The following is a 22,026-nucleotide window of genomic DNA, read 5'->3' as shown; positions in this document are numbered from 1 at the left end:
TGGCAAACCCGCTTCATCCGCCCCCGAATGGACATAAAAAAAGCGCCCTCGCGAGGCGCTGATTTTTCTGGCGGTGGCGGAGACTGTGAGATTCGAACTCACGGACGGTTGCCCGTCGGCAGTTTTCAAGACTGCTGGTTTAAACCACTCACCCAAGTCTCCGCGAAGCCGCCTATTGTAAGCGGGTGGCGGGGCGGCGCAGTGCTTGTGGTGTGGCCCTGTAGGGGCTCGTAGTCAGCGCTTTAGCGCAGCCGCCAGTTGGGCTTTGTTCATCTTGGAGCGCCCGGGGATGCCGCGTCGGCGGGCGTCCTCGTAGAGTTGCTCGCGCGTGCGGCCTTGCGGGCCCTGGTGCGACCGCTGGCCTCCGCGTACCGGGGCGGGCGTGTCCTGCAGTGTGTGGGGATCGGCCTGCTTGGCCTCGCCGTGCTGGGCACGTTCCTTGTTCACGGTGCGTGCGGCGATTTCTTCGGCGGTGTCCCGCTTTTCGCCGCGCTCCAGCAGGCTGTCCTTGATGTGCTCGTATTGGCGCTCGCGTTTGGCGCTCCAGGTGCGTTGGGGCATGGTGGCACTCCGCTGTGGAAATGGCTTCCAGCCTAGAAGGCGTGTGCGGGCGCGCCGTCGGCACCAGGCCTCCTTTGTCGTAGGACGCGGGCGGACTATGAGTGAAAATGGCTTTTAGCGCTTTACGGATAAGTGCTAAAAGCTATATTTTTAATAGCAAAATGATGCTACATCCCGAGTGACCGGAGCAGCGCCTCGGTGTCGGCATCCGTTGCGCTGGCAGGGGCTGCCGCTGGCGCGGGTGCTGCCGCCTGCGCCATGAGTGCGTCGGGGTCGGGCGCGTCCTGGGGTTCGAAGTCGTAGAGCTTGATGAACTGTGTGCGGTCGATCGCCAGTTCCAGATAGAAGATGTTGTTGCTGCCCGTGTAGAAGGTCACGCGGCGGGCCTCGGGCTGGTCGAGGTTGGCGTCCACGCTCAGCACCACCTGTTGGTTCAGCACCAGCATCTTGGGCTGGTTCTGCGTGATGTGGGTCTGCAGTTCGCGGCGCACCTTGCCGGTGAAGTCACCCACCACCTGGTTCATCAGTTCGCCCATGACGTTGCTGACTTCGTCAGAGGTGAAAGAACTGGCCAGCTCCTGCGCCGACATGCCCATGCTGAGCATGTAGCGCTCGTAAATTTCCATGGCTGCGGCGGCCGAGAAATTGATGATCACCAGCCCCGAGAAGCCGCCGTCGAACAGCACGAAGCAGCCAATGTCGGGCTTCAGGCAGGTCTTGGTGATGCGCTGCACCATGCCTGAGTAGTGCACGGGGCCCTGGGTGGCGACCGACAGCACACGGGTCACGGAGTTGCACAGCGAGACCAGCACGTCTTCGGTGCCGTAGACGACGGAAGTGGAGGGAGGAGTCATGGGGATGCGGTGAAAGTGCGGCGACGGCGAACGCAAAGGTGGCGAAGGCCAATGCGCGAATCATGACATGCCCTGCTGCGCACGCGGGTGCGCGAGGGCCCCTGTCCAACGTGGTTAACCGCTGTCGTTCATAAATTTTGAATCGAAACATCAATACGGTTGAAACTTACCGCACGGAGTGCACTCTAGACTGCGTCACTTCAACAGAGCGCCGTCTCTGCTGCGGGTCCCATCCGGGCAATCGCCGCGCACTGTTCCTCTACCGCCACCATTCCGTATGACCACCGCTTCCGCACCACGCCCCGCGCGCTACGGCGCCACCGCCATCGCCCTGCACTGGATCCTGGGCCTGTCCATCGTGGCCGTGATTTGTGTCGGCTGGTACATGACGGGGCTGCCGTTTTCGCCCCAGCGCCTGAAGCTCTACAACTGGCACAAGTGGGCGGGCGTGGCCATCCTGGCGCTGTCGGTGCTGCGGCTGCTGTGGCGCCTGACTCACCGTCCGCCCGCATTGCCTGCGGCGGTGCTGGCAGCCATGCCGCGCTGGCAGCAGGCCGCGCACCATGGCGTGCATTACCTGATGTATGCGCTGTTCCTCATCGTGCCGCTGGTGGGTTGGGCCTACAGCTCGGCCGCGGGCTTTCCCATCGTTTTCCTCGGCGTGGTGCCGCTGCCTGACTTTGTGCCGGTCAGCCCTGCCCTGGCGGAGGCCATCAAGCCCCTGCATGCCATCAGCGCCTACGCCTTGACCGCCCTGGTCGTGTTGCACGTGGCGGCAGCCGTCAAGCACCAGCTCATCGACCGCGACGGCCTGGTAGGCCGCATGCTGCCGGCGCGTGGCTGAGCCCGTTTCTCTTCCCGTCCAGATCCATGAATGGAGCATTCACCATGATGCAGTCGTCCTTTCCCCGTCTTGCTGGCATGGCACTGGCCGGCGCCGCGCTGCTGGCCGCAGGCAGCGCCTTCGCGCAGCAAAAGCTCGTGCCCGAGCAGAGCGAGATCGTCTTCGTGAGCAAGCAGATGGGCGTGCCCGTCGAGGGCCGCTTCAAGAAGTTTGATGCCCAGGTCGCGTTCGACCCCGCCAAGCCCGCCACCAGCAAGGTGGCGTTCACCGTGGATACCGGCAGTGCCACGCTGGGCGTGAAGGAAACCGATGCCGAGCTGCCCAAGCCCGTGTGGTTCAACGTGCCCAAGTTCCCGCAGGCCACGTTCCAGTCCAGCGCCATCAAGGCCGTGGGCGCGGGCAAGTACGAAGTGGCCGGCAAGCTCAGCATCAAGGGCGCGGCGCAGGACGTCGTGGTGCCCGTCACCCTGACCCAAAGCGGCGCCATCACCACCGCGGCGGGCAGCTTCGCCATCAAGCGCCTGGCGTTCAAGATCGGCGAGAACGAATGGGCCGATACGTCCATGGTGGCCGACGAGGTGCAGGTCAAGTTCAAGCTGGCCCTGACCGGCGTGCCCAAGCTTTAACGCTTCCCCCTTTTTAATCACCAACCTCTACTACGGAGAAACCGACATGCGTTCCACCTTCCTGACCATCGCTGCCGCCGCTGCCCTGACCGCAGGTGCCGTGCACGCCCAGCCCGCCACGTACGCCGTGGACCCCACGCACACTTTCGCCACGTTCGAGATCAGCCACTTCGGCGCCAGCGTGAACCGCGGCCGCTTCGACAAGAAGGAAGGCACCGTGCAGTTCGACAAGGCCGGCAAGACCGGCAAGGTGGAGCTGACGCTGCACATCGACTCCGTCAATACCGGTACCGCGCCGTTCGACAAGCACCTGCAGAGCGCGGACATCTTTGACGCGGCTAAGTTCCCCACCGCCAAGTTCGTGGGCGACAAGTTCACCTTCGAGGGCGACAAGCTCACGGCCGTGTCGGGCAACCTGACCATCAAGGGCAAGACGCAGCCCGTCACCCTGAAGGCCAACCAGTTCGCCTGCTACGACAGCCCGATGCTCAAGCGTGAAGTGTGCGGCGGCGACTTCGAGACCACGATCGATCGCACGGCCTTCGGCGTGGATTACGGCGTGCAGTACGGCTTCCCCAAGAACGTGCGCATCGTGGCGCAGATCGAAGCCGTCAAGCAGTAAGCCGGCAAATACACGGGTCTGGTTGTCCAGGTCCGTGCGACTGCCTCGAGGGCTGGTGCCGTCAGGTGCCAGCCCTTTTTCATTGCGCCCGCACGCCGGCCGTCACGCCCCCAACTGGTCCGCCAGGTCCAGCAAATCGCGCGCGTGCAGGTCGTTGGCTGGGCGTGGCGAGACATCCTTGGCGTGGCCCGCACCGAACTCCAGCGGCCGCTCGATATAAGCCGTGCGCAGGCCGCAGGCGCGCGCGCCCGCCAGATCGTCGTGGTGGGCGGCCACCAGCATCACCTGCTGCGGCGGCAGGTCGAACACGCGGGCCACGCCCAGGTAGGTGGCGGGATCGGGCTTGTAGGCGCGAAAGACCTCGGCGCTCAGGATGCAGTCCCAGGGCAGGCCGGCGCGTTTGGCCATGTGGGTGAGCAACCCGATGTTGCCGTTGGACAGGGTAGTGATGGTGTAGCGGCGTTTGAGCCGCGTCAGTCCCGCCACGCAGTCGGGCCACGGAGAGAGCCGATGCCACACGCGGTTCAGGTGCACGCGCTCTTCCTCGCCCAGGTGCGCCAGGCCAAAGCGCGGCAGGATTTCGTCGAGGATCTGGCGGTGCAGGGCGTCGATCAGCGTCCAGCCCTGCGCGCCGCTCATCACCCGGGCCATCGCTGGCTGGTAGCCCGCGCGCCAGGCGCGGGCGAAGGCGTCGGCGTCCACGCGGGGGTGGCGCTGCTGCATTTCGCGCACGATGCTGCCGTGCCAGTCCACCACCGTGCCAAAGGTGTCAAAGGCCAGCACCTGCACGGTGCGGGCGATCTCCTGAAGAGCGGAATCAGCGTTCATGGTCGGCCCTGTGATGGCATTGCGCCGCAGCGTAGCACCTGTATCGCGTACGTGCAGCCGCCCCAAGCCCGTGCGCCGGCGGGGAAGGGCCATGCGTGCTATGGTCGCGCGCCCTGGGGTTAACCCTGGTTTTCGATCTTTCCATGACTGTTTCTGCCACGCCCACTTCCAGCACTGTCACACCCCCCGCCGATGCCGCGGCCGCCAGCCCCGCGGACGAGCGCACGCTGGTGCGCGCCGTGCTGGCCATGGGCGTGGGGGGCTTTGCCATCGGCACCGGCGAATTCGTCATCATGGGCCTGCTGCCCGAGGTGGCGCTCGACCTGGGGGTGAGCATTCCGCAGGCCGGGCACGTGATCAGCGCCTACGCGCTGGGCGTGGTGGTGGGCGCGCCGGTGCTGGCCGTGCTGGCGGCGCACTGGGGCCGGCGGGCGCTGCTCATGGCGCTGATGGCGGTCTACGCCCTGGGCAACTTTGCGTCGGCGCTGGCGCCAGGTTATGCGTCGCTGGGGCTGCTGCGGCTGGTCAGCGGCCTGCCGCACGGCACCTACTTCGGCGTCGCGGCGCTGGTGGCCGCGGCACTGTCACGGCCGGGCCAGCGCGCCCGGGCCGTGGGCTGGGTGATGCTGGGGCTGACCAGCGCGACGCTGGTGGGCGTGCCCATCGCGGCGGCGCTGGGCAGTCTGCTGGGCTGGCGCGCGGCCTTCGTGTTTGTGGGGGCCATCGCGCTGGCGGCGGTGTTCATGGTGCGGCGCTGGGTGCCCGACATGCCCGCGCCGCAGGGCGCCAGCCCCTGGCGCGAACTGGGCGCGCTGGCGCGGGGCCAGGTGTGGTTCACGCTGGGCATCGGCGCCATCGGCTTCGGCGGCATGTTCGCGGTGTTCAGCTACATCAAGCCCACGCTACTGGAAGTGGCCGGCATGCCGGCGGCGCTGGTGCCGTTCACGCTGTCGCTGTTTGGCCTGGGCATGGTGGCGGGCAACCTGGTGGGCTCGCGCATGGCGGACCGCGCACTGATGCCCACCGTGGGCAAGCTGCTGTGGTGGTCGGTGGCGGTGATGGCGGTGTTCGTCGCGGCGGCGCACCACCCGCTGACGGCGGCGCTGTCCGTCTTCCTGCTGGGTACGGTGGTGGCCATCGGTCCCGCGCTGCAGATCCGTCTGATGGACGTGGCGGGCGATGCGCAGACCCTGGCGGCCGCGCTCAACCATTCCGCCTTCAACGCTGCGAATGCGCTGGGGGCCTGGCTGGGCGGTGTGGCCATCGCAGCGGGCGGCGGCTGGACTTCCACCGGCTGGGTGGGGGCGCTGCTGGGCCTGGGCGGCCTGGCTGTGTTCACAGCGGCGCTGGCCAGCGAGCGGCGGACACGGGCTCGCTGATCTGTTGTTTTGCTATCAAAAAAAAAGCTGCTGGCGCTTGTTGGATGGGCGCTAGAGGCCTGTTTGACCTTAAATCACTGCGCGCGGCCATGGTGGCGCGCAAGGTACACCCTCTCGTCCAGCGACGACAGTACCAGCGCCAACACAATCCCTACCGCCGCGCCCAGGGTGGTATCGAAGATGCGTGACAGTGCCATTTCCGCGGCTTCGCCATGGTGCGCCATGTTCGTCATCAGCAGAGCCATCGGCGTCACGAAAATCTGGCCCAGTGCGTAGTTGAACCCGATCACCGCCTCAGTCAGCACCTGCAGCACGGCCACGGCCAGCAGCAGCGTCCAGAACGATGGCTCGGACGAGAGGATCGCCCAGGCGATGCCAGCGCCCACCACAGTGCCCAGCGTGCGCTGCCAGCCGCGGTGCACCGTGCCCGGCAGGTGCGCACCTTGCAGCACGGCCACCGCGCCAATCGACGCCCAGGCCGGGTGCGCCCAGCCCGCGGCGTGTGCCAGCAGGGCGGCCAGCGCGGCGCACAGCGCCACGCGTGCCGACTGCACGGGTGCGTAACCCGGAGTGAGGGGCTTCGGGGCACGTGCCCCCGCCGTTGCCTGGACGGGTGTTGCGGCAGGCGGTGCTACTTCCAGGTCGCGCAGGCGGTCGGTCAGCAGGCACAACAGCCAGGCGGCGGCCACGCCCAGGACGGTGGCGCCGGCGCGCCCGGCCAGTGCCAGCGCGCTGTCAACCGGACTGATCGCGGCGCTGGCCGCGAAGATGAAAATCACCGCTCCCGGCGCGCCCATCTGCATGCGGTGGGCCAGTGATGCCAGTAGCCCTGCCATGCCCGACAGGGCCAGCAGCATGGCTACCGGTCCCAGCCCCGACCAGGCCAGCAGCGACAGCAGCGCCACGGGCATGACCAGCAGCGCCCCGGCCCTGAGGACGACGCCGCGGCGGCGGGCCAGCGGCGCGAAGCGCCCGAACAGTGCCGCCAGAGCGCCCAGGCCGCCGAAGCCCGCCACCTGGGCCCAGGGCGAGACATGCAGCAGCCCGGCAACCAGGATCACCGCCAACGCCACCTGCGCGCCGGCAATCGTGGCGTTGCGCAACGAGGCGGGGCGCTGCAGCGACAGGCTCTCCCGCAGCCGCGCGGATGCCAATGCCTGGCGCAGAGCGTGGCCGTGGGAGCTGGGAAGAAGAGGGCCGGTTGGCAACGCCATGGCATCAGTCCTCGTGCTGGGCGCTGGCAATGCGCGCTTCGATCTGCTCGAAGGCCTGCAGCAGGGTGCGGGCGGTGGCCTCGTCCAGATCGGCCAGCAACTCATCCTCGATGGCGGCAAGGCGCTTGCGGATGCCGTTGGCCGTGCGCTTGCCAGCGGCAGTGAGATGCACGAGCTTGATGCGGCGGTCGCTCGCGTGCGCCTGGCGCTCGACCAGTCCCTGGGCTGCCAATGCGTCCAGCAGCCGTACCAGGCTGGAGCCGTCCAGCCCCACGGCGGCTGCCAGCTCGGTCTGCGAGATGCCGTCGCCCAGGCGGTGCAGGTGCACCAGCGGCGTCCAGACGGCGTCGCTCAGCCCTTCGGCGGCCAGTTGTGCGTCCAGCGTCTTGCGCCAACGCCGGCCTAGGCCCACGAGCCGCACGCCCAGCAGGCGCTTGGGGTTGGCGAGGCGGGTGGCATCGGACGGTGAGGCAGCAGTCATTTTGTTATTCTAACAAATTATTTGAATTCAAATGATTTGTCAAAAAATAAGGGCCGCGCACCATGGACTGGCGGGCGGCCCTGCTGTGCGCTGCGCTTACTTGCGGCGCGCGGCGCTGCTGGCGACGGCCAGTGCGGTCATGTTCAACACACGGCGCACGGTGGCTGCGGGCGTGAGGATGTACGCCGTGGCGGAGGTACCCATGAGAATCGGGCCCACGGTGACACCGCCGCTGGTCGTGGTCTTGAGCACGTTGTAGAGGATGTTGGCCGAGTCGATGTTCGGGCAGATCAGCAGGTTGGCCGAGCCGGTGAGCGTGGAGTCCGGCAGGTAGTTGTTGCGGATCTTGGGCTCCAGCGCGGCGTCGCCATGCAGCTCGCCATCGCATTCGATCTCGGGATGGCGGGCCACGAACAGGTCGCGAGCGGCGCGCATCTTGCGCGCCGAGGCGCGCTTGGACGAGCCGAAGCTGGAGTGCGACAGGAACGCCACCTTCGGCGGAATGCCAAAGCGCTGCACTTCCTGCACCGAAGACCAGGCAATGTCGGCCAGTTGCTCTGCCGTGGGGTCTTCGTTGACGTAGGTGTCGGCGATGAACAGCGTGCCGTTGTTGGTCGTCATCAGCGCGTTCAGCGCGGCGTATTGCTGCACGCCGGGTGCATGGCCTAGGATGCTGTGGATGCGCTCCAGGTGCGTCTCGTAGGTACCCACCAGGCCGCAGATCATTGCATCGGCATCGCCCAGCTTCACCATCAGCGCGGCGATGATGGTGTTGGAGCGGCGCACGGCCGCCTTGGCCACCTCCGGCGTGGCGCCGTCACGCTTCATGAGCTGGTGGTAGGCCTCCCAATACTGGCGGAACCGCGGGTCGTCCGAGGGGTCGCAGATCTCCACGTCCTTGCCCGGCTGCATGCGCAGGCCGGCCTTGGCGATGCGCGCGGCGATCACCGCCGGGCGTCCGATGAGGATCGGGTGGGCGATACGGTCGTCGATCGCAAACTGCGCGGCGCGCAGCGCACGCTCGTCCTCGCCGTCGGCATAGGCCACGCGTTTTTGCGCGTTGGGCAGCGTCTTGGCGGCGTTGATCACCGGGCGCATCAGGATGCCGGTCTGGTACACGAAGCGCGACAGGCTCTCCTTGTACGCCTCCATGTCCTCGATGGGACGGCTGGCCACGCCCGACTCCAGCGCTGCCTGCGCCACGGCGGGGGCGATCTTGAGGATCAGGCGCGAGTCAAACGGCGTGGGGATCAGGTAATCGGGGCCGAAGGTCAGCTCCTGACCGGCATAGGCGGCAGCCACTTCCTCGCTGATGTTTTCCTTGGCCAGCGCGGCGATCTGGCGCACGCAGGCCAGCTTCATGGCCTCGGTGATCTTGGTAGCGCCGCAGTCCAGCGCGCCGCGGAAGATGTAGGGGAAGCACAGGACGTTGTTGACCTGGTTGGGGTAGTCCGAGCGGCCGGTGGCGATGATGCAGTCCGGGCGCACGGCCTTGGCCAGTTCGGGGCGGATCTCGGGCTCGGGGTTGGCCAGCGCCAGAATGATGGGCTTGTCCGCCATGGTCTTGACCATCTCGGCCGTGAGCACGCCGGGGGCCGAGCAGCCCAGGAATACGTCAGCGCCGTTGACCGCGTCGGCCAGCGTGCGTGCATCGGTCTTCTGTGCGTAGCGTGCCTTGGATTCATCGAAGCCGCCGGGGCGGCCTTCGTAGATCACGCCCTTGGAGTCGCACATGAAGATGTTTTCCACCTTCACGCCCAGGCCCACCATCACGCCCACGCAGGCAATGGCGGCGGCACCCGCGCCCGAGACGGCGACCTTGACTTGGTCGATCTGCTTGCCCACCAGTTCCAGGCCATTGAGCAGCGCGGCGCTGGAGATGATGGCCGTGCCGTGCTGATCGTCATGGAACACCGGAATGTTCATGCGCTTGGACAGCTCGCGCTCGATGTAGAAGCACTCGGGCGCCTTGATGTCTTCGAGGTTGATGCCGCCCAAGGTGGGCTCGAGTGCTGCCACGATCTCGATGATCTTGTCGGGGTCGCGTGCGTCCAGTTCGATGTCGAACACGTCCACGCCGGCGAACTTCTTGAACAGGCACCCCTTGCCCTCCATCACCGGCTTGCCGGCCAGCGGGCCAATGTCACCCAGGCCCAGCACGGCCGTGCCGTTGGTGATCACACCGACCAGGTTGCCGCGCGAGGTGTAGTCGAACGCCTTGGTCGGGTCGGCCTGGATGTCCAGGCAGGGATAGGCCACGCCAGGCGAGTAGGCCAGCGACAGGTCGCGCTGGTTGGACAGGGGCTTGGTGGGCGTGACGGCGATCTTGCCGCGCGTCATGTTGCGGTGGTATTCGAGCGCGGCTTCGCGCAGTGCCGCTTCAGCGGCAGACAGGGGCTGGGTCATACGAAATACGAATGGTGCGGTGCACGAAAAAACAGGCCAACACGGGCCGGACAAGCTTACTGCATGCTGACGCAAACAGAGGGCCTGCACGGCAGCCTGCGTGGACGTCAACAAACCTTCCGCGCCCCGTGCGCCATACGGCACGCGGGGCGCGATCCTTCGGGTGGAAGGCGCGGGGCAGGGCGACGTTCAGTGGGCGTCGGCCTGCCGGGCGGCGAGCACGGCCGCAGAGGTGTCGCGGCTGGCTCCATTGAAGAAGATGTTCAGGACCACGGCAGTGATCGAGGCCAGCAGAATACCGGATTCGATCAGCGGATGGATGGCATGGGGCATCCACTGGCGGAAGTTGGGTGCGATCAGCGGGATCATGCCCACCCCGATGGACACCGCCACGATCATCGCGTTGTTGCGATTCTTCTGAAAGTCCACGTTCGACAGGATGCGGATGCCCGTGGCCGCCACCATGCCGAACATCACCAGCCCCGCGCCGCCCAGCACCACGGTGGGCAGCGACTCGATCAGCGCCGCCATCTTGGGCAGCACGCCCAGCACGATCAGGATCATGCCGCCCGCCACGCACACCCAGCGGCTCTTGACGCCGGTGACGGCCACCAGCCCCACGTTCTGCGAGAAGCTGGTGTACGGGAAGGTGTTGAAGAGGCCGCCGATCAGCGTGCCCAGGCCGTCGGTGCGCAGGCCGCGCGTGAGATCGTCGCGCGAGATCTCGCGCCCCGTCATCTCGCCCAGGGCCAGGAACATGCCGGTGGACTCGATCATCACGACGATCATCACCAGCGTCATGGTCAGGATCAGGATGGGGTCGAACACCGGCAGCGCGATCTCGAATGGCAGCACCATGTCGAACCACTGTGCCTGGGCCACCTTGTGAAAGTCCATCAGCCCCATGGACGCAGTGACCACCCCGCCCACGATGATGCCCAGCAGCACCGAGATGTTGGCCCAGAAGCCCCTGCCAAAGCGCGCTACCAGCAAGATGGTGAGCAGCACGACGCCCGAGATGCCCACGCCTGTCAGGTCGGCATAGCGCGGGTTGGGCAGCGTGGGCACCACGGCGAAGCCCTTGGGCACTGGCGGCAGCGAGGAGCCGGGCGCGCCGGCGGCGGCCTGGGCCTCGGCCAGCCATTTGAGGTGCTCCGGGTTGGGAACGGCCGGGGCCGTGGGCCCCACGGGGTTGCCGAAGATCCAGTTGATGCCCACGCGCATCAGGCTGATGCCGATCACCGCGATGATGGTGCCCGTGACCACCGGCGGAAAGAACCGCAGCAGGCCGCTGATCACCGGCGCGATGAGCATCGAGACCACGCCCGCCCCGATCACCGCGCCAAAGATCAGCCCCGCGCCCGCCTGACCGCCCGTGGCTTGCGCCATGGACACCATGGGCGCCACGGCCGCGAAGGTCACGCCCATCATCACCGGCAGCTTGATGCCAAACCACTGCGTGGCACCCCAGGCCTGGATGAGCGTGACCAGCCCGCAGACGAAGAGGTCGGCGGAGATCAGGTGCGCCACCTGCTCGGGCGGCAGGTTGAGCGCGCGCCCCACGATGAGCGGCACGGCCACCGCGCCTGCGTACATCACCAGCACATGTTGCAGACCCAGCGTGGCTGCGCGGCCCCAGGGCAGCTTTTCGTCAACCGGATGAACGTTCGTGGACATGGGTGTTCCTTGGAATCCTGGCTTGCTGTTCAAGGGGCTTCCGCCGTGCCGGACAGGGCTGCCATTGCGCACAGCAATCCATACAAAAACTGTATACAAAGTATGCGGAATTGCCTGTCGTAAGGCGACCCCGATCAAGGTCGAATTGCTAGGGGTTTGCCCTTGCTGCTTGCCAAGCGGTGGTGTCGGCAGCCAACGGCGCAGCTACGCCCGGCGGGTGCTCGCCACCAGTCGGCGCGATGGGATCGGCGCAGGGCGTAAAAAAGCCCGGCATGGGCCGGGCTGGAGCATTGGTGCGGCTGTGCGTCAGGCCGTCAGGTCTGCCAGGCTGCGCGCTATGACCTTGGTGGCGCGGCGCAGGTCTTGCAGCACCACGCGCTCGTCGGCGCGTTTGGCGTGCGATTCAAGCACCGTGCGCGGGCCCGCGCCGTAAATCACGCCGGGGATGCCGCGCTCCACATAAAGGCGCACATCGGTGTACAGCGGCGTGCCCACGGCGGGAGGCTTCTCGCCAAAGACTGCCTCGCCGTGTTGCTGGATGGCCTCCACCAGCGGCTGATTGCCGGGCAGCGGCGTCATGGCGTTGGCCAGCAGCAGGCGTTTGATGTCCACGCGTAGGGCGTCTGCGCTCCCGTAGCCGCGCTCGGTATTGAAGCCTTCCACCGCCTGGGTGATCACGGCGCGGATGCGCGCCTCGACCTCGGCGGGGTTCTCCTCCGGGATCATGCGGCGGTCGAGCTTCAGCACCACCTTGCCGGGCACCACGTTGGTGTTGGTGCCACCCTCGATGCGGCCGATGTTCAGGTACGGGTGCCGGATGCCCGGCACCTTCGACGTCACCTGCCGGTACTGCACATTCTCGGCATACAGCGCGTTCATGATGGCCACCGCGCCCTGCAGTGCGTCCACGCCCGTGTGCGGCACCGCGGCATGGGCCATCTTGCCCTGCACGGTGACCTCCATCTGCAGGCAGCCGTTGTGGGCGGTGACCACCTCGTAGCTGAAGCCCGCGGCGATCATCAGGTCGGGCCGGGTCAGTCCCTGCGCCAGCAGCCAGCCGGGGCCGAGCAGGCCGCCGAACTCCTCGTCGTAGGTGAAATGCAGCTCGATCGCGCCCTGCGTGGGCTTGGCCACCGCCTCCAGCGCGCGCACGGCGAAGGTGAAGGTGGAGAAGTCGCTCTTGCTCACCGCGGTGGCGCGGCCATACATGGCGCCGCCCTCGATCTGGGCGCCGTACGGGTCCCTGGTCCAGCCTTCGCCCGGCGGCACCACGTCGCCGTGGGCGTTGAGGGCGATGGTGCGGCCCGAACCCGCGGGCCCATAGGGCCGGCGCACGATCAGGTTGGTGATGGACTCCATGCCGTAATCCTTGACCTCCTGCGCGGGAACGGCGTGCTTCTCGGCCTCGAAGCCGAAGGCCTGGATCAGTTCAGCGGTGCGCTCGGCATGCGGTGCATTGTTGCCGGGCGGCGTGTCGGTGGGCACCTGCACCAGTGCTTGCAGAAAGCGCACCTGCTCGTCGAAGTGCTGGTCGATCCACGCATCCAGTGCGGCATAGGTGGCTTGGCGGTCTTGGTTCATGGCGGAGCGTTCCATGGATGGGTTATTCGGCGGCCAACTGCTGCAGCACATGGCTGAAGGCATCCACCGCCAACTGGATGTCATCGGCGGTGCTGGATTCCAGCGGGTTGTGGCTGATGCCGCCGTGCAGGCCGCGCACGAACAGCATGGCCTGCGGCATGATTTCGTGCAGTTTCATGGCGTCATGGCCGGCGCCGCTGGGCATGCGGTAGATGGGGACGCCCAGGGCGTCGACGGCCTTCTCCCAGCGGTGCTGCCAGGCCGGGGCGCTGGGGGCTGCGGCGACCTTCATGGCCAGCTCGGCCTTGTACTGCAGGCCGCGGCGTTGGGCGATTTCCTCCAGCTGGGCCAGCACGTCGGCCACCATGGCATCGCGCTGCGCATCGGTGGGCGCGCGCATGTCCATGCTGAAACTGCACTTGCCCGGCACCACGTTGATGGAGCCGCCTGGCACCTGCAGCATGCCGATGGTGGCCACGCTGTCGCCATCGCGCGCGGCGCGCTGCTCCATGTACAGCGCCAGCTCGGCCACGCCCAGGGCGGCGTCGCGGCGGCGGTCCATGGGCGTGGTGCCCGCGTGGCTGGCCATGCCCAGCATCTCGCAGACGTAGCGCACGCCGCCGTTGATGGACGTGACCACGCCCAGCGGGATATCCAGTTCGTTGAGCACCGGGCCCTGCTCGATGTGCACCTCGATGAAGCCCAGGTAGCGGGCGGCATCGCGCCGCAGCTTGGGGATGTCGCCAATGCACAGACCGGCGTGTTGCATGGCCTCGCGCATGGTGATGCCGTCGGCGTCCTTCTGGTCCAGCCATTCGTTGCGGAAGTCGCCGATGAGCGCGCCCGAGCCCAGGAAGGTGGCCTTGTAGCGCTGGCCTTCCTCTTCGGCAAACGCCACCACCTCGATGCCGAACGGCAGGCGCCTGGCCTGGCGGTGCAGCTCGCGCACGCAGGCCATGGGCACGAAGATGCCCAGACGCCCGTCGTACTTGCCGCCGTTGCGCACGGTGTCGTAGTGGCTGCCGGTCATCAAATACTTGCCGTCGGGTGTGGCTGGCTTGTAGCGGCCGACCACGTTGCCCACGGCGTCGATCTCGACCTCGTCAAAGCCGCAGTCGCGCATCCAATGGCTGATGCGCTGGGCGCAGGCGCGGTGCGCATCGGTGAGGTAGGTGACGGTGAGCTGGCCTTTCTCGGCATAGCCCGGGTCGCTGTGCTGGGCCAGGCGCTCGTGCCAGTCCCAGACGTCGTTGCCCAGCACCGGCTCGGCGCCGAACTTGTCGTTCAGGCGGATCTCGGCAATGCGGTGGATGTTGCGCAGCGCCTCGGCGCGCTCGAAGTCGGGGTGGTTGGACAAGCGACGTGCGAAGGTGGCGATGATCTCCTGCCTCGCTAACCCCGTGCCGCGCGGCCCGCGCACCGCCAGGATGAAGGGAAAGCCGAAGCGGGCGTTGTAGTCGGCATTCAGTTGCTGGATGCGCGCGAACTCCTCGGGCGTGCAGTGGGTCAGGCCCGCCTGGCTTTGCTCGTTCGTGGACTCGGCCGTGAGCGCCTGCGCCACCATGGCCTTGCCCGCCAACTCGGGGTGGGCGCGGATCAGCTCCAACTGCCGTTCCATGCCGGCGCCGTTCAGCACCTGCACCATGGCGTACTTGAGCTGGGCCAGCGAGCGGAAGGGGCGCAGCTGCAGCGCCGCCTCGGCGATCCAGGGCGAATGCTCGTACAGGCCGTCGAGCATCTGCAGGGCCTCGGTGGGGGAGGCGGCGTTGAGTTGTTCCAGGGTCCATGCCATGGCGGTTCCTATAGCTATCAAAAAAAGAGCTGCTCGCGCTTATTGGATAAGCGTTACAGCCCGATCTGGCTTAAATGGCGGGTACGGGAAAGCGCTGCGCCCAATGGCGCGCCAGGTCGATGCGGCGACACACCGAGACGTGGTTGTGGTGCTGGATGTGGTCCAGGAAGCGCTGCAGCGCCGTGATGCGGCCGGGACGGCCGAGCAGGCGGCAGTGCATGCCGATGCTCATCATCTTCGGCGCGTTGTCGCCGGCCGGGTCGCCCTCGGCGTAGAGCGCATCGAACGTGTCCTTCAGGTACTGAAAGAATGGGTCGGCGTGCGAGTAGCCCTGCGGCAGCGCAAAGCGCATGTCGTTGCAATCCAGCGTATAGGGCACGACGAGCTGGTGGTGCGCGCTGCCGTCGCTCTTGGCCACCTTCATCCAGAACGGCAGGTCGTCGCCGTAGTAGTCGCTGTCATAGGCAAAGCGCCCGTCGTCGGCCACCAGGCGGTGGGTGCGGGGGCTGTCGCGGCCGGTGTACCAGCCCAGCCCGTGGTCGCCGCCGTGGCCGTAGAGCGTGTCGAAGATCTCCAGGCACTGCGCCATGTGGGCGCGCTCCACCTCCTCGGGCACGTTCTGGTAGTGGATCCACTTCAGCCCGTGGCAGGCCACCTCGTGGCCCAGCTCGGCAAAGGCCTGGGCCAGCTCGCGGTGGCGCTGCAGCGCGGTGGCCACGCCGAACACCGTGAGCAGCAGGCCGCGCTTTTCGAATTCGCGCAGGATGCGCCACACGCCGGCGCGCGCGCCGTATTCGTAGATGCCTTCCATGCTCATGTGGCGCTCGGGGTAGGCGGCCGGGTTGAACATCTCGGACAGGAACTGCTCGCTGGCGGGGTCGCCGTGGAGCACGCAGTTCTCGCCGCCCTCCTCATAGTTCAGCACGAACTGCACGGCCACGCGGGCGTTGCCCGGCCAGTGCGGATGCGGGGGCGTGCGGCCGTAGCCGATCAGGTCGCGGGGGTAGGGCGCCGTCGTGTCGTAGGTCATGGCGATACGGAGGAAAGGGCCATCGAAAGGTCGTTGGTCGGCAGGTCGCGGTCGAAGGTCAGGCCCGCCTCCACGTTGTCCAGGTGCTGCTGCATCAGCTGCACGGCTTGCGCCGCGTCGCCCGCGGCCAGTGCCGCGACGATGGCGGCGTGCTCCTCGTGCGAATGCTCGGCGGCGGTGGTGGACTGGTACATCAGCGTGATGAGGGCGCAGCGCGAGATCAGCTCGCCCAGCAACTGGGCCAGCACGTCGTTGCCCATGAGCTCGGCCATGCGCACGTGGAAGTCGCCCAGCAGCTCGGTGCGCTGGCCCACGTCGTTGCCCTCCATGGCCTTCTTCTCGGCCGCCACATGGGCCTTCAGCGCGCGGATTTTCGCGGGCGTGCTCTGCGCCAAAAAGGCGCGCACCATCTCGGCCTCCAGCATGCGGCGCACGGCGAACACTTGGCGCGCTTCCTGGACCGAAGGCGCGGCCACGAAGGCGCCGCGCGCGGGCTCCAGACGGATCAGGCGGTTCTGCGACAGCTGGAACAGCGCCTGGCGCACCAGCGTGCGCGACACGCCGAAATGGTCGGCGAGCTTCTGCTCGGCCAGCTTGGTGCCGGGCAGCAGGCGGTGCTCGACGATGGCGCGCGTGAGGCTTTCGACGATGAAGCCGGTGGTGGAGGTTTCCATGCGGCCATCATAGTCGTGAAAGACAATTTTTGTATACAGTTTCTGTGGACTGTTAAATGCCTGGTGCGCTGCCGTTGAAGTGCTGTGCCACGAAATCAACGAAGGCCTTGACCCGCGCGGTGGCCGCATGCCGCTGCGGGTACACGGCGTGGATGTCCGCCGGCGGCGTGTCGTAGTCCCGCAGCACCTGCACCAGCCTCCCGCTGCGCAGGTAGCGAGCGATGTCCCATTCCGCGCGCATGACGATCCCCATGCCCGCCAGTGCCCAGTTCACAGCAATCTCGCCGTCGTTGGTGCTCAGGTGGTTGCGCAGCCGCACCGTCTCCTGCTTGCGGTGGCCGTTGAAGCGCCACACGCCGTGGGCGTCGTCGCCCTGGCGGATGTCGATGCAGTCGTGTTGCGGCAGCTCGGCCGGCCGCGTGGGCGTTCCGCGGCGCGCCAGGTAGGCGGGTGCGGCGCACAGCAGCCGCCGATTTGGGGCGAGGCGCCGCGCAATCACGCGCGCATCGGGCGGCTCGCCGAAGCGGATGCACACGTCGAACCCATCGTCCGCCAGCGGCGGTGGCTGCACCGACAACTGCAGCTGCAGTTGGATCTGCGGATGGCGGCGCACGAAGGCAGGCACCAGTGGCGCGATGTGGCTGCGCCCGAAGCCCAGGGTGGCGTTCACACGCAGCAGGCCCTGGGGCTCGGCCTGCATGTCGCTCACCAGTTGCTCCATGGCGTCGATCTCCGCCAGGATGCGGCGCGCGTGCCGCAGGTAGGTATTGCCCTCGGCCGTCAGGTGCAGTCGCCGCGTGGTGCGGCTGACCAGCTGCACGCCCAGGCGCGATTCCATCTGCGCCAGGCGCTTGCTGGCCGCCGCCGTGCTGATGCCCAGCTCTCGCGCGGTGGCCGACAGGCTGGCCCAGCGCGCCAGCAGGCTGAAGAAAGCCATCTCTGACGGGGCGGTGGAGGGGGTGCTCATTGTTGAATGAAAGTAAACAATGGCATCACTTTAACGCGGTGATATGTGGGCATGGCATCGCTAGATTCAGGGCCATGCCACGCATGTTGCGCGGCCTTCTGATTTGAGGAGCGAGCATTTCCATGAGCAAGACCTATCGCATTGCCTGCATCCCCGGCGACGGCATCGGCAAGGAGGTAATCCCCGCCGGCCAGGCCGTGCTGGAGGCATTAGCGGCATCCCAGCCGGGCCTGGGCTTTGCGTTCACCAGCTATGGCTGGGGCGGAGACTGGTATCGCGCGCACGGCGAGATGATGCCGGCCGACGGCCTGCAGGCGCTCAGGGACAAGGACGCCATCCTGTTCGGTTCGGCCGGCGACCCGCATATCCCCGATCACATCACGCTGTGGGGCTTGCGCCTGAAGATCTGCCAGGGGTTCGACCAGTACGCCAACGTGCGCCCCACGCGCATCCTGCCGGGCATCGATGCGCCGCTCAAGCGTTGCGCGCCCCAGGACCTGGACTGGGTCATCGTGCGTGAAAACTCCGAAGGCGAATACGCCGGCGTGGGCGGCCGTGTGCACCAGGGCCATCCGCTGGAGGCCGCGACCGACGTGAGCATGATGACCCGCGCCGGTGTGGAGCGCATCATGCGCTTTGCGTTCAAACTGGCGCAGTCGCGTCCGCGTAAGCTGCTCACGGTGGTCACCAAGAGCAACGCCCAGCGCCACGCCATGGTGATGTGGGACGAAATCGCGGTGCAGATCAGCCGCGAATTTCCCGATGTGCGGTGGGACAAGGAACTGGTGGACGCGGCCACCGCGCGCATGGTGAACCGCCCCGCATCGCTGGACACCATCGTCGCCACCAACCTGCATGCCGACATCCTGAGCGACCTGGCCGCCGCGCTGGCGGGCAGCCTGGGGATAGCGCCCACCGGCAACATCGATCCCGAGCGCCGCTACCCCAGTATGTTTGAGCCCATCCACGGCTCGGCCTTCGACATCATGGGCAAGGGCCTGGCCAACCCGGTGGGCACGTTCTGGAGCTGCGTGATGCTGCTGGAGCACCTGGGCGAACACGCCGCCGCGCAGCGCCTGATGCGTGCCGTGGAGCATGTCACCGCCAACCCTGCGCTGCACACGGGCGACCTGGGCGGCCAGGCCACCACGCAGCAGGTCACCGATGCGGTGTGCGCCCAACTGGCGCAGCCGGTGGGACAGCAGACAGCGCTGGCCTGAGCCGGTGGGCGGCACGCACCGCCCATGCGTTTTCATCACGACAACACAGGAGACAAGAGATGAGGAACCTTCGCAAACGCGCCCTGCTGGGTGCTTTGGCCGCCGCCGCGGCGCTCGCGTTGCCCGGCGCCTGGGCCCAGACCTGGCCCAGCCGCAGCGTGAGCATCATCGTGCCGTTCCCCGCGGGCGGAACTACCGACGTGCTGGCACGGGCGCTGGGGCAGGAGCTCTCCAAAACCCTAGGCCAGCCCGTGGTGGTGGAGAACAAGCCCGGCGCCGGCGCCACGCTGGGCGCTGACTATGTGGCCAAGGCCAAGGCGGACGGCTACACGCTGCTCATGGGTGCTGTGCACCACACCATCGCCACCAGCGTGTACCGCAAGCTGGGCTACGATTTTGAAAAGGACTTCGCTCCCATCACTACCGTGGCCCTGGTGCCCAATGTGCTGGTGGTGAATCCGCAGGTACCTGCCAAGACGGTGCAGGAACTGCTGGCACAGGCCAAGGCGCAGCCCGGCAAGCTCACCTACGGCTCTAACGGCACAGGCACGGGACAACACCTGATCGGCGCGCAGTTCGAAGGCATGGGCGGCGTGCAGCTGCTGCACGTGCCCTACAAGGGCAGCGGCCCGCTGACCACCGACCTGCTGGGCGGGCAGATCAGCATGTCGTTCGACACCGTCACGCCGGTGCTGCCGCACATCAAGGCCGGCAAGCTGCGCGCGCTGGCCGTGACCACGGCCAAGCGCTCGGTGGCACTGCCCGACGTGCCCACGCTGGAGGAGGCGGGCCTCCCGGGCTTCGACATGGGGACGTGGTTCGGCATGCTGGCGCCAGCGGGCACGCCCAAGGACATCGTGGCGCGGCTGAACGCCGACATGGTGAAGATCATCCAGTCGCCCGAGTTCCGTAAGAAGATGGACGACATCGGCGCAGATCCCATCGCCAACACGCCCGAGCAGATGGCGCGTCAGATCAAGGACGATACGGCGCGCTTTGCGCGACTGGTCAAGGAAGCCAAGGTTTCGCTGGATTGACGGTAGGGCTTGTGCCGGCCGCGTGCTTTGGATAATGCGCGGCGGAGACAACGACCCATGACCATGACAGCCCCAGACCCCTTGCGAGACCCTCAAGCCTTCCTGCTGCACCTCTACCGCGTGGCGGTGCAGCGCGCCCAGCCCTTGCACAGCATGGCGCAGCATCTGCCGCCGCCACCCAAGGGGCGCACCGTGGTGCTGGGCGCGGGCAAGGCGGGTGCCTCCATGGCGCAGGCGCTGGAGGCGCTGTGGCCGCAGGATGCACCGCTGTCGGGGCTCGTGGTCACGCGCTACGGCCACATACCGCCGCGGCCCGAGGGGTTGGCGCAGCGCCTGGAAGTCGTCGAGGCCGCGCACCCCGTGCCCGACGCGGCGGGCCTGGCCGCGGCCGAGCGCATCCTGGCGCTGACCCGCGGGCTGACCGAAGACGACCTGGTGCTGTGTCTTATCTCGGGCGGTGGCTCGGCGCTGCTCACGCTGCCGGCCGAAGGCATCACGCTGGAGGAGAAGCAACGCATCAACCGCGCACTGCTGGAAAGCGGCGCGGCCATCGGCGAGATGAACTGCGTGCGCAAGCACCTCTCGCGCATCAAGGGCGGTCGCCTGGCGGCAGCCTGCGCGCCGGCGCGCGTCGTCACGCTGACCATCAGCGATGTGCCGGGGGACGACCCTTCCGTGATCGCCAGCGGCCCCACGGTCCCCGACGCCAGCACCTGCGCTGACGCGCTGGACATCCTGGCGCGCTACCGCATCGACATTCCCGCCGCCGTGCACACAGCGCTGCAGGCCGGTGCGCTGGAAACCCCCAAGCCCGGCGATGTCCGCTTTGCCGGCCATGCGGTGCACATGATCGCGACACCCCAGCAGTCGCTGCAGGCAGCGGCGGATGCGGCGCGCGCGGCGGGGGTGGCGGCGTACATCCTGTCCGACGAGATGGAGGGCGAGTCGCGCGAGGTGGGCAAGGTGCACGCCGCGCTGGCGCGTGCGGTGGCGCGCCACGGCCAGCCGTTTGCGCGGCCGTGCGTGATCCTTTCAGGCGGCGAGACCACGGTCACCGTGCGCCCGCGCGCCCCGGGCGCGCCGAAGGGGCGCGGCGGCCGCGCGGGCGAGTTCTGCATGGGCCTGGCGCAGGCGCTGCAGGGGCAGGAAGGGGTGTGGGCGCTGGCGGCCGATACCGACGGCATCGACGGCGTGGAAGACAACGCCGGCGCACGCGTGGCACCCGACACGCTGGCGCGCGCGGCGGCGCAGGGCGCACGCATCGGCGACCATCTGGACCGCAACGACGCCTACGGCTACTTCGAGCGGCTGGGCGATCTGGTCGTCACCGGGCCCACGCACACCAATGTGAACGACTTCCGCGCGCTACTTGTTTTGTAGCTTGCCACGCCTGCTGTTGCTGGATTTCAGATACGAATGCATCTGAATGCGGCTTCTATAAAGCGCTGGCAGCTCACTTTTTTGATCTGCTGGCGTGGACGCGCCCTGCCTGAGTACGCGCGGCCTGCCGGCTGTTCCCCATCAGGCGATCCGCGCGGGAACTGTCCTGGATGGCGCACCACAGGACGTGGCGTTTATCGCGTACAGAAGTTGTATACACTTTGATCGTAGGGAGGGGGGCGTATCAATCGCCTGCCCCATTCGCCAGCGCATTCCTCATCACCATCGGCGGGCTGCGGCTTGCCATTGCAGGAGACTTCACCATGGGCCTCAGCACCCACGTTCTTGACACCATGCACGGTTGCCCCGCGGCGGGCATGGTGGTGGCGCTGTATGCCACGCAGGGTGACCAGGCCACGCTGGTCAAGCGCCTGGTGCTCAACCCCGATGGGCGCACCGATGCGCCGCTGTTCGACAACGCCAGCCTGCGCACCGGCACCTACCGGCTGACGTTTGATGTGGGGGCGTATTTCAAGGCGAAAGGCGTGATGCTGCCCGAGCCCTCATTCCTGGACCGCGTGAGCCTGGACTTCGGCATCGCCCACGCCGACCAGCATTACCACGTGCCGTTGCTGGTCAGCCCCTGGAGCTATTCCACCTACCGCGGGTCCTGATGCTGCAAGCCCGCGCCGTGTGCCGCGCGGCGCAGGGCAACGCGGAGCCAATTCTTGCGAGTCGCGCATGCCTGCTTTGGGCGGGCTGCGGCGGTGCAGATGCCCGCAGTCGCTACGGCTATTGCTGTGATTCGCGCCTTGCAAACCAGGGCGCGCGCCATCGCGGAGGCCTGTGCGGC

Annotated in this window: 20 protein-coding genes and 1 tRNA gene; 8 read left to right on the top strand and 13 right to left on the bottom strand. The window is 67.3% G+C overall.

Annotation, left to right across the window (positions count from 1 at the left end):
* Nucleotides 1-74: 74 nt before the first annotated feature.
* From BA022_RS09915 to BA022_RS09905, 3 genes are all read right to left on the bottom strand, one after another.
* A tRNA-Ser gene (locus BA022_RS09915) sits at nt 75-162 on the bottom strand.
* A gap of 72 nt (nt 163-234) precedes the next feature.
* Nucleotides 235-561 (bottom strand): hypothetical protein, encoded by a 327-nt coding sequence (locus BA022_RS09910; RefSeq protein WP_015912735.1) that lies wholly within the window; start codon nt 559-561, stop codon nt 235-237.
* A gap of 167 nt (nt 562-728) precedes the next feature.
* Nucleotides 729-1,415 (bottom strand): DUF3334 family protein, encoded by a 687-nt coding sequence (locus tag BA022_RS09905; protein ID WP_011804539.1) that lies wholly within the window; start codon nt 1,413-1,415, stop codon nt 729-731.
* A 277-nt stretch (nt 1,416-1,692) separates the two neighbouring features.
* On the opposite strand from BA022_RS09905, the gene BA022_RS09900 reads away from it, so the two are divergent.
* Genes BA022_RS09900 through BA022_RS09890 form a run of 3 tightly spaced genes read left to right on the top strand, consistent with a single transcriptional unit; the run spans nt 1,693 to nt 3,507 of the window.
* The gene (locus BA022_RS09900; RefSeq protein ID WP_088887404.1) at nt 1,693-2,259 is read left to right on the top strand and encodes a cytochrome b; all 567 of its coding nucleotides are present in this window, start codon (nt 1,693-1,695) and stop codon (nt 2,257-2,259) included.
* A gap of 44 nt (nt 2,260-2,303) precedes the next feature.
* Nucleotides 2,304-2,885, top strand: a complete 582-nt coding sequence (locus BA022_RS09895; RefSeq protein WP_418236219.1) for a YceI family protein — start codon at nt 2,304-2,306, stop codon at nt 2,883-2,885.
* A 46-nt stretch (nt 2,886-2,931) separates the two neighbouring features.
* Nucleotides 2,932-3,507, top strand: a complete 576-nt coding sequence (locus BA022_RS09890) for a YceI family protein (RefSeq protein WP_088887402.1) — start codon at nt 2,932-2,934, stop codon at nt 3,505-3,507.
* A gap of 102 nt (nt 3,508-3,609) precedes the next feature.
* On the opposite strand, the gene BA022_RS09885 is transcribed toward BA022_RS09890, so the two are convergent.
* Nucleotides 3,610-4,335 (bottom strand): haloacid dehalogenase type II, encoded by a 726-nt coding sequence (locus tag BA022_RS09885; protein WP_088887401.1) that lies wholly within the window; start codon nt 4,333-4,335, stop codon nt 3,610-3,612.
* 143 nt (nt 4,336-4,478) lie between these two features.
* On the opposite strand from BA022_RS09885, the gene BA022_RS09880 reads away from it, so the two are divergent.
* Complete coding sequence (locus BA022_RS09880) at nt 4,479-5,714, top strand: MFS transporter (RefSeq protein ID WP_088887400.1); 1,236 nt, start codon at nt 4,479-4,481, stop codon at nt 5,712-5,714.
* Between the two features lie 74 nt (nt 5,715-5,788).
* Here BA022_RS09880 and BA022_RS09875 read toward each other — a convergent pair whose 3' ends face one another.
* From BA022_RS09875 to BA022_RS09835, 9 genes are all read right to left on the bottom strand, one after another.
* Nucleotides 5,789-6,928 (bottom strand): FUSC family protein, encoded by a 1,140-nt coding sequence (locus BA022_RS09875; RefSeq protein ID WP_088887399.1) that lies wholly within the window; start codon nt 6,926-6,928, stop codon nt 5,789-5,791.
* A 4-nt stretch (nt 6,929-6,932) separates the two neighbouring features.
* Complete coding sequence (locus BA022_RS09870; protein ID WP_088887398.1) at nt 6,933-7,409, bottom strand: MarR family winged helix-turn-helix transcriptional regulator; 477 nt, start codon at nt 7,407-7,409, stop codon at nt 6,933-6,935.
* Nucleotides 7,410-7,505: 96 nt separating this feature from the next.
* On the bottom strand, nt 7,506-9,815 hold the full coding sequence (locus BA022_RS09865) for an NADP-dependent malic enzyme (RefSeq protein ID WP_015912743.1): 2,310 nt from the start codon (nt 9,813-9,815) through the stop codon (nt 7,506-7,508).
* Between the two features lie 189 nt (nt 9,816-10,004).
* Nucleotides 10,005-11,492, bottom strand: coding sequence for a nucleobase:cation symporter-2 family protein (locus tag BA022_RS09860; RefSeq protein WP_088887397.1), 1,488 nt, complete (start codon nt 11,490-11,492; stop codon nt 10,005-10,007).
* 306 nt (nt 11,493-11,798) lie between these two features.
* Entirely contained in the window at nt 11,799-13,088 is a 1,290-nt protein-coding gene (locus BA022_RS09855; RefSeq protein ID WP_228403560.1) for a M20 family metallopeptidase, read from the bottom strand.
* Between the two features lie 7 nt (nt 13,089-13,095).
* Nucleotides 13,096-14,865 carry a 2-oxo-4-hydroxy-4-carboxy-5-ureidoimidazoline decarboxylase gene (gene uraD, locus BA022_RS09850; RefSeq protein ID WP_088887395.1) on the bottom strand — a complete coding sequence of 590 codons (1,770 nt, stop codon included), beginning with the start codon at nt 14,863-14,865 and terminating at the stop codon, nt 13,096-13,098.
* A 70-nt stretch (nt 14,866-14,935) separates the two neighbouring features.
* Nucleotides 14,936-15,895 carry an allantoinase PuuE gene (gene puuE / locus BA022_RS09845; protein ID WP_088887394.1) on the bottom strand — a complete coding sequence of 320 codons (960 nt, stop codon included), beginning with the start codon at nt 15,893-15,895 and terminating at the stop codon, nt 14,936-14,938.
* Nucleotides 15,892-16,569: a GntR family transcriptional regulator gene (locus BA022_RS09840; protein WP_011804551.1), complete on the bottom strand. Its 678-nt coding sequence runs from the start codon at nt 16,567-16,569 to the stop codon at nt 15,892-15,894. Before BA022_RS09840 ends, puuE begins: the two co-directional genes overlap by 4 nt.
* Nucleotides 16,570-16,621: 52 nt before the next feature.
* Nucleotides 16,622-17,536 carry a LysR family transcriptional regulator gene (locus BA022_RS09835; RefSeq protein ID WP_015912748.1) on the bottom strand — a complete coding sequence of 305 codons (915 nt, stop codon included), beginning with the start codon at nt 17,534-17,536 and terminating at the stop codon, nt 16,622-16,624.
* A gap of 122 nt (nt 17,537-17,658) precedes the next feature.
* Between BA022_RS09835 and BA022_RS09830 the strand changes: the two genes are divergently transcribed.
* The 4 genes from BA022_RS09830 (at nt 17,659) to uraH (ending at nt 21,847) form a co-directional block, all read left to right on the top strand.
* The gene (locus BA022_RS09830) at nt 17,659-18,756 is read left to right on the top strand and encodes a tartrate dehydrogenase (RefSeq protein WP_088887393.1); all 1,098 of its coding nucleotides are present in this window, start codon (nt 17,659-17,661) and stop codon (nt 18,754-18,756) included.
* A gap of 59 nt (nt 18,757-18,815) precedes the next feature.
* Nucleotides 18,816-19,793: a tripartite tricarboxylate transporter substrate binding protein gene (locus BA022_RS09825; protein WP_011804554.1), complete on the top strand. Its 978-nt coding sequence runs from the start codon at nt 18,816-18,818 to the stop codon at nt 19,791-19,793.
* Between the two features lie 57 nt (nt 19,794-19,850).
* On the top strand, nt 19,851-21,173 hold the full coding sequence (locus BA022_RS09820) for a glycerate kinase type-2 family protein (protein ID WP_088887392.1): 1,323 nt from the start codon (nt 19,851-19,853) through the stop codon (nt 21,171-21,173).
* A gap of 323 nt (nt 21,174-21,496) precedes the next feature.
* The gene (gene uraH / locus BA022_RS09815) at nt 21,497-21,847 is read left to right on the top strand and encodes a hydroxyisourate hydrolase (protein ID WP_011804556.1); all 351 of its coding nucleotides are present in this window, start codon (nt 21,497-21,499) and stop codon (nt 21,845-21,847) included.
* Nucleotides 21,848-22,026 lie beyond the last annotated feature (179 nt).

Origin of the sequence: Diaphorobacter nitroreducens (assembly GCF_002214645.1) — a bacterium.
Lineage (GTDB): Bacteria > Pseudomonadota > Gammaproteobacteria > Burkholderiales > Burkholderiaceae_C > Diaphorobacter > Diaphorobacter nitroreducens.
This window is presented reverse-complemented; position numbering and strand designations above follow the sequence as displayed.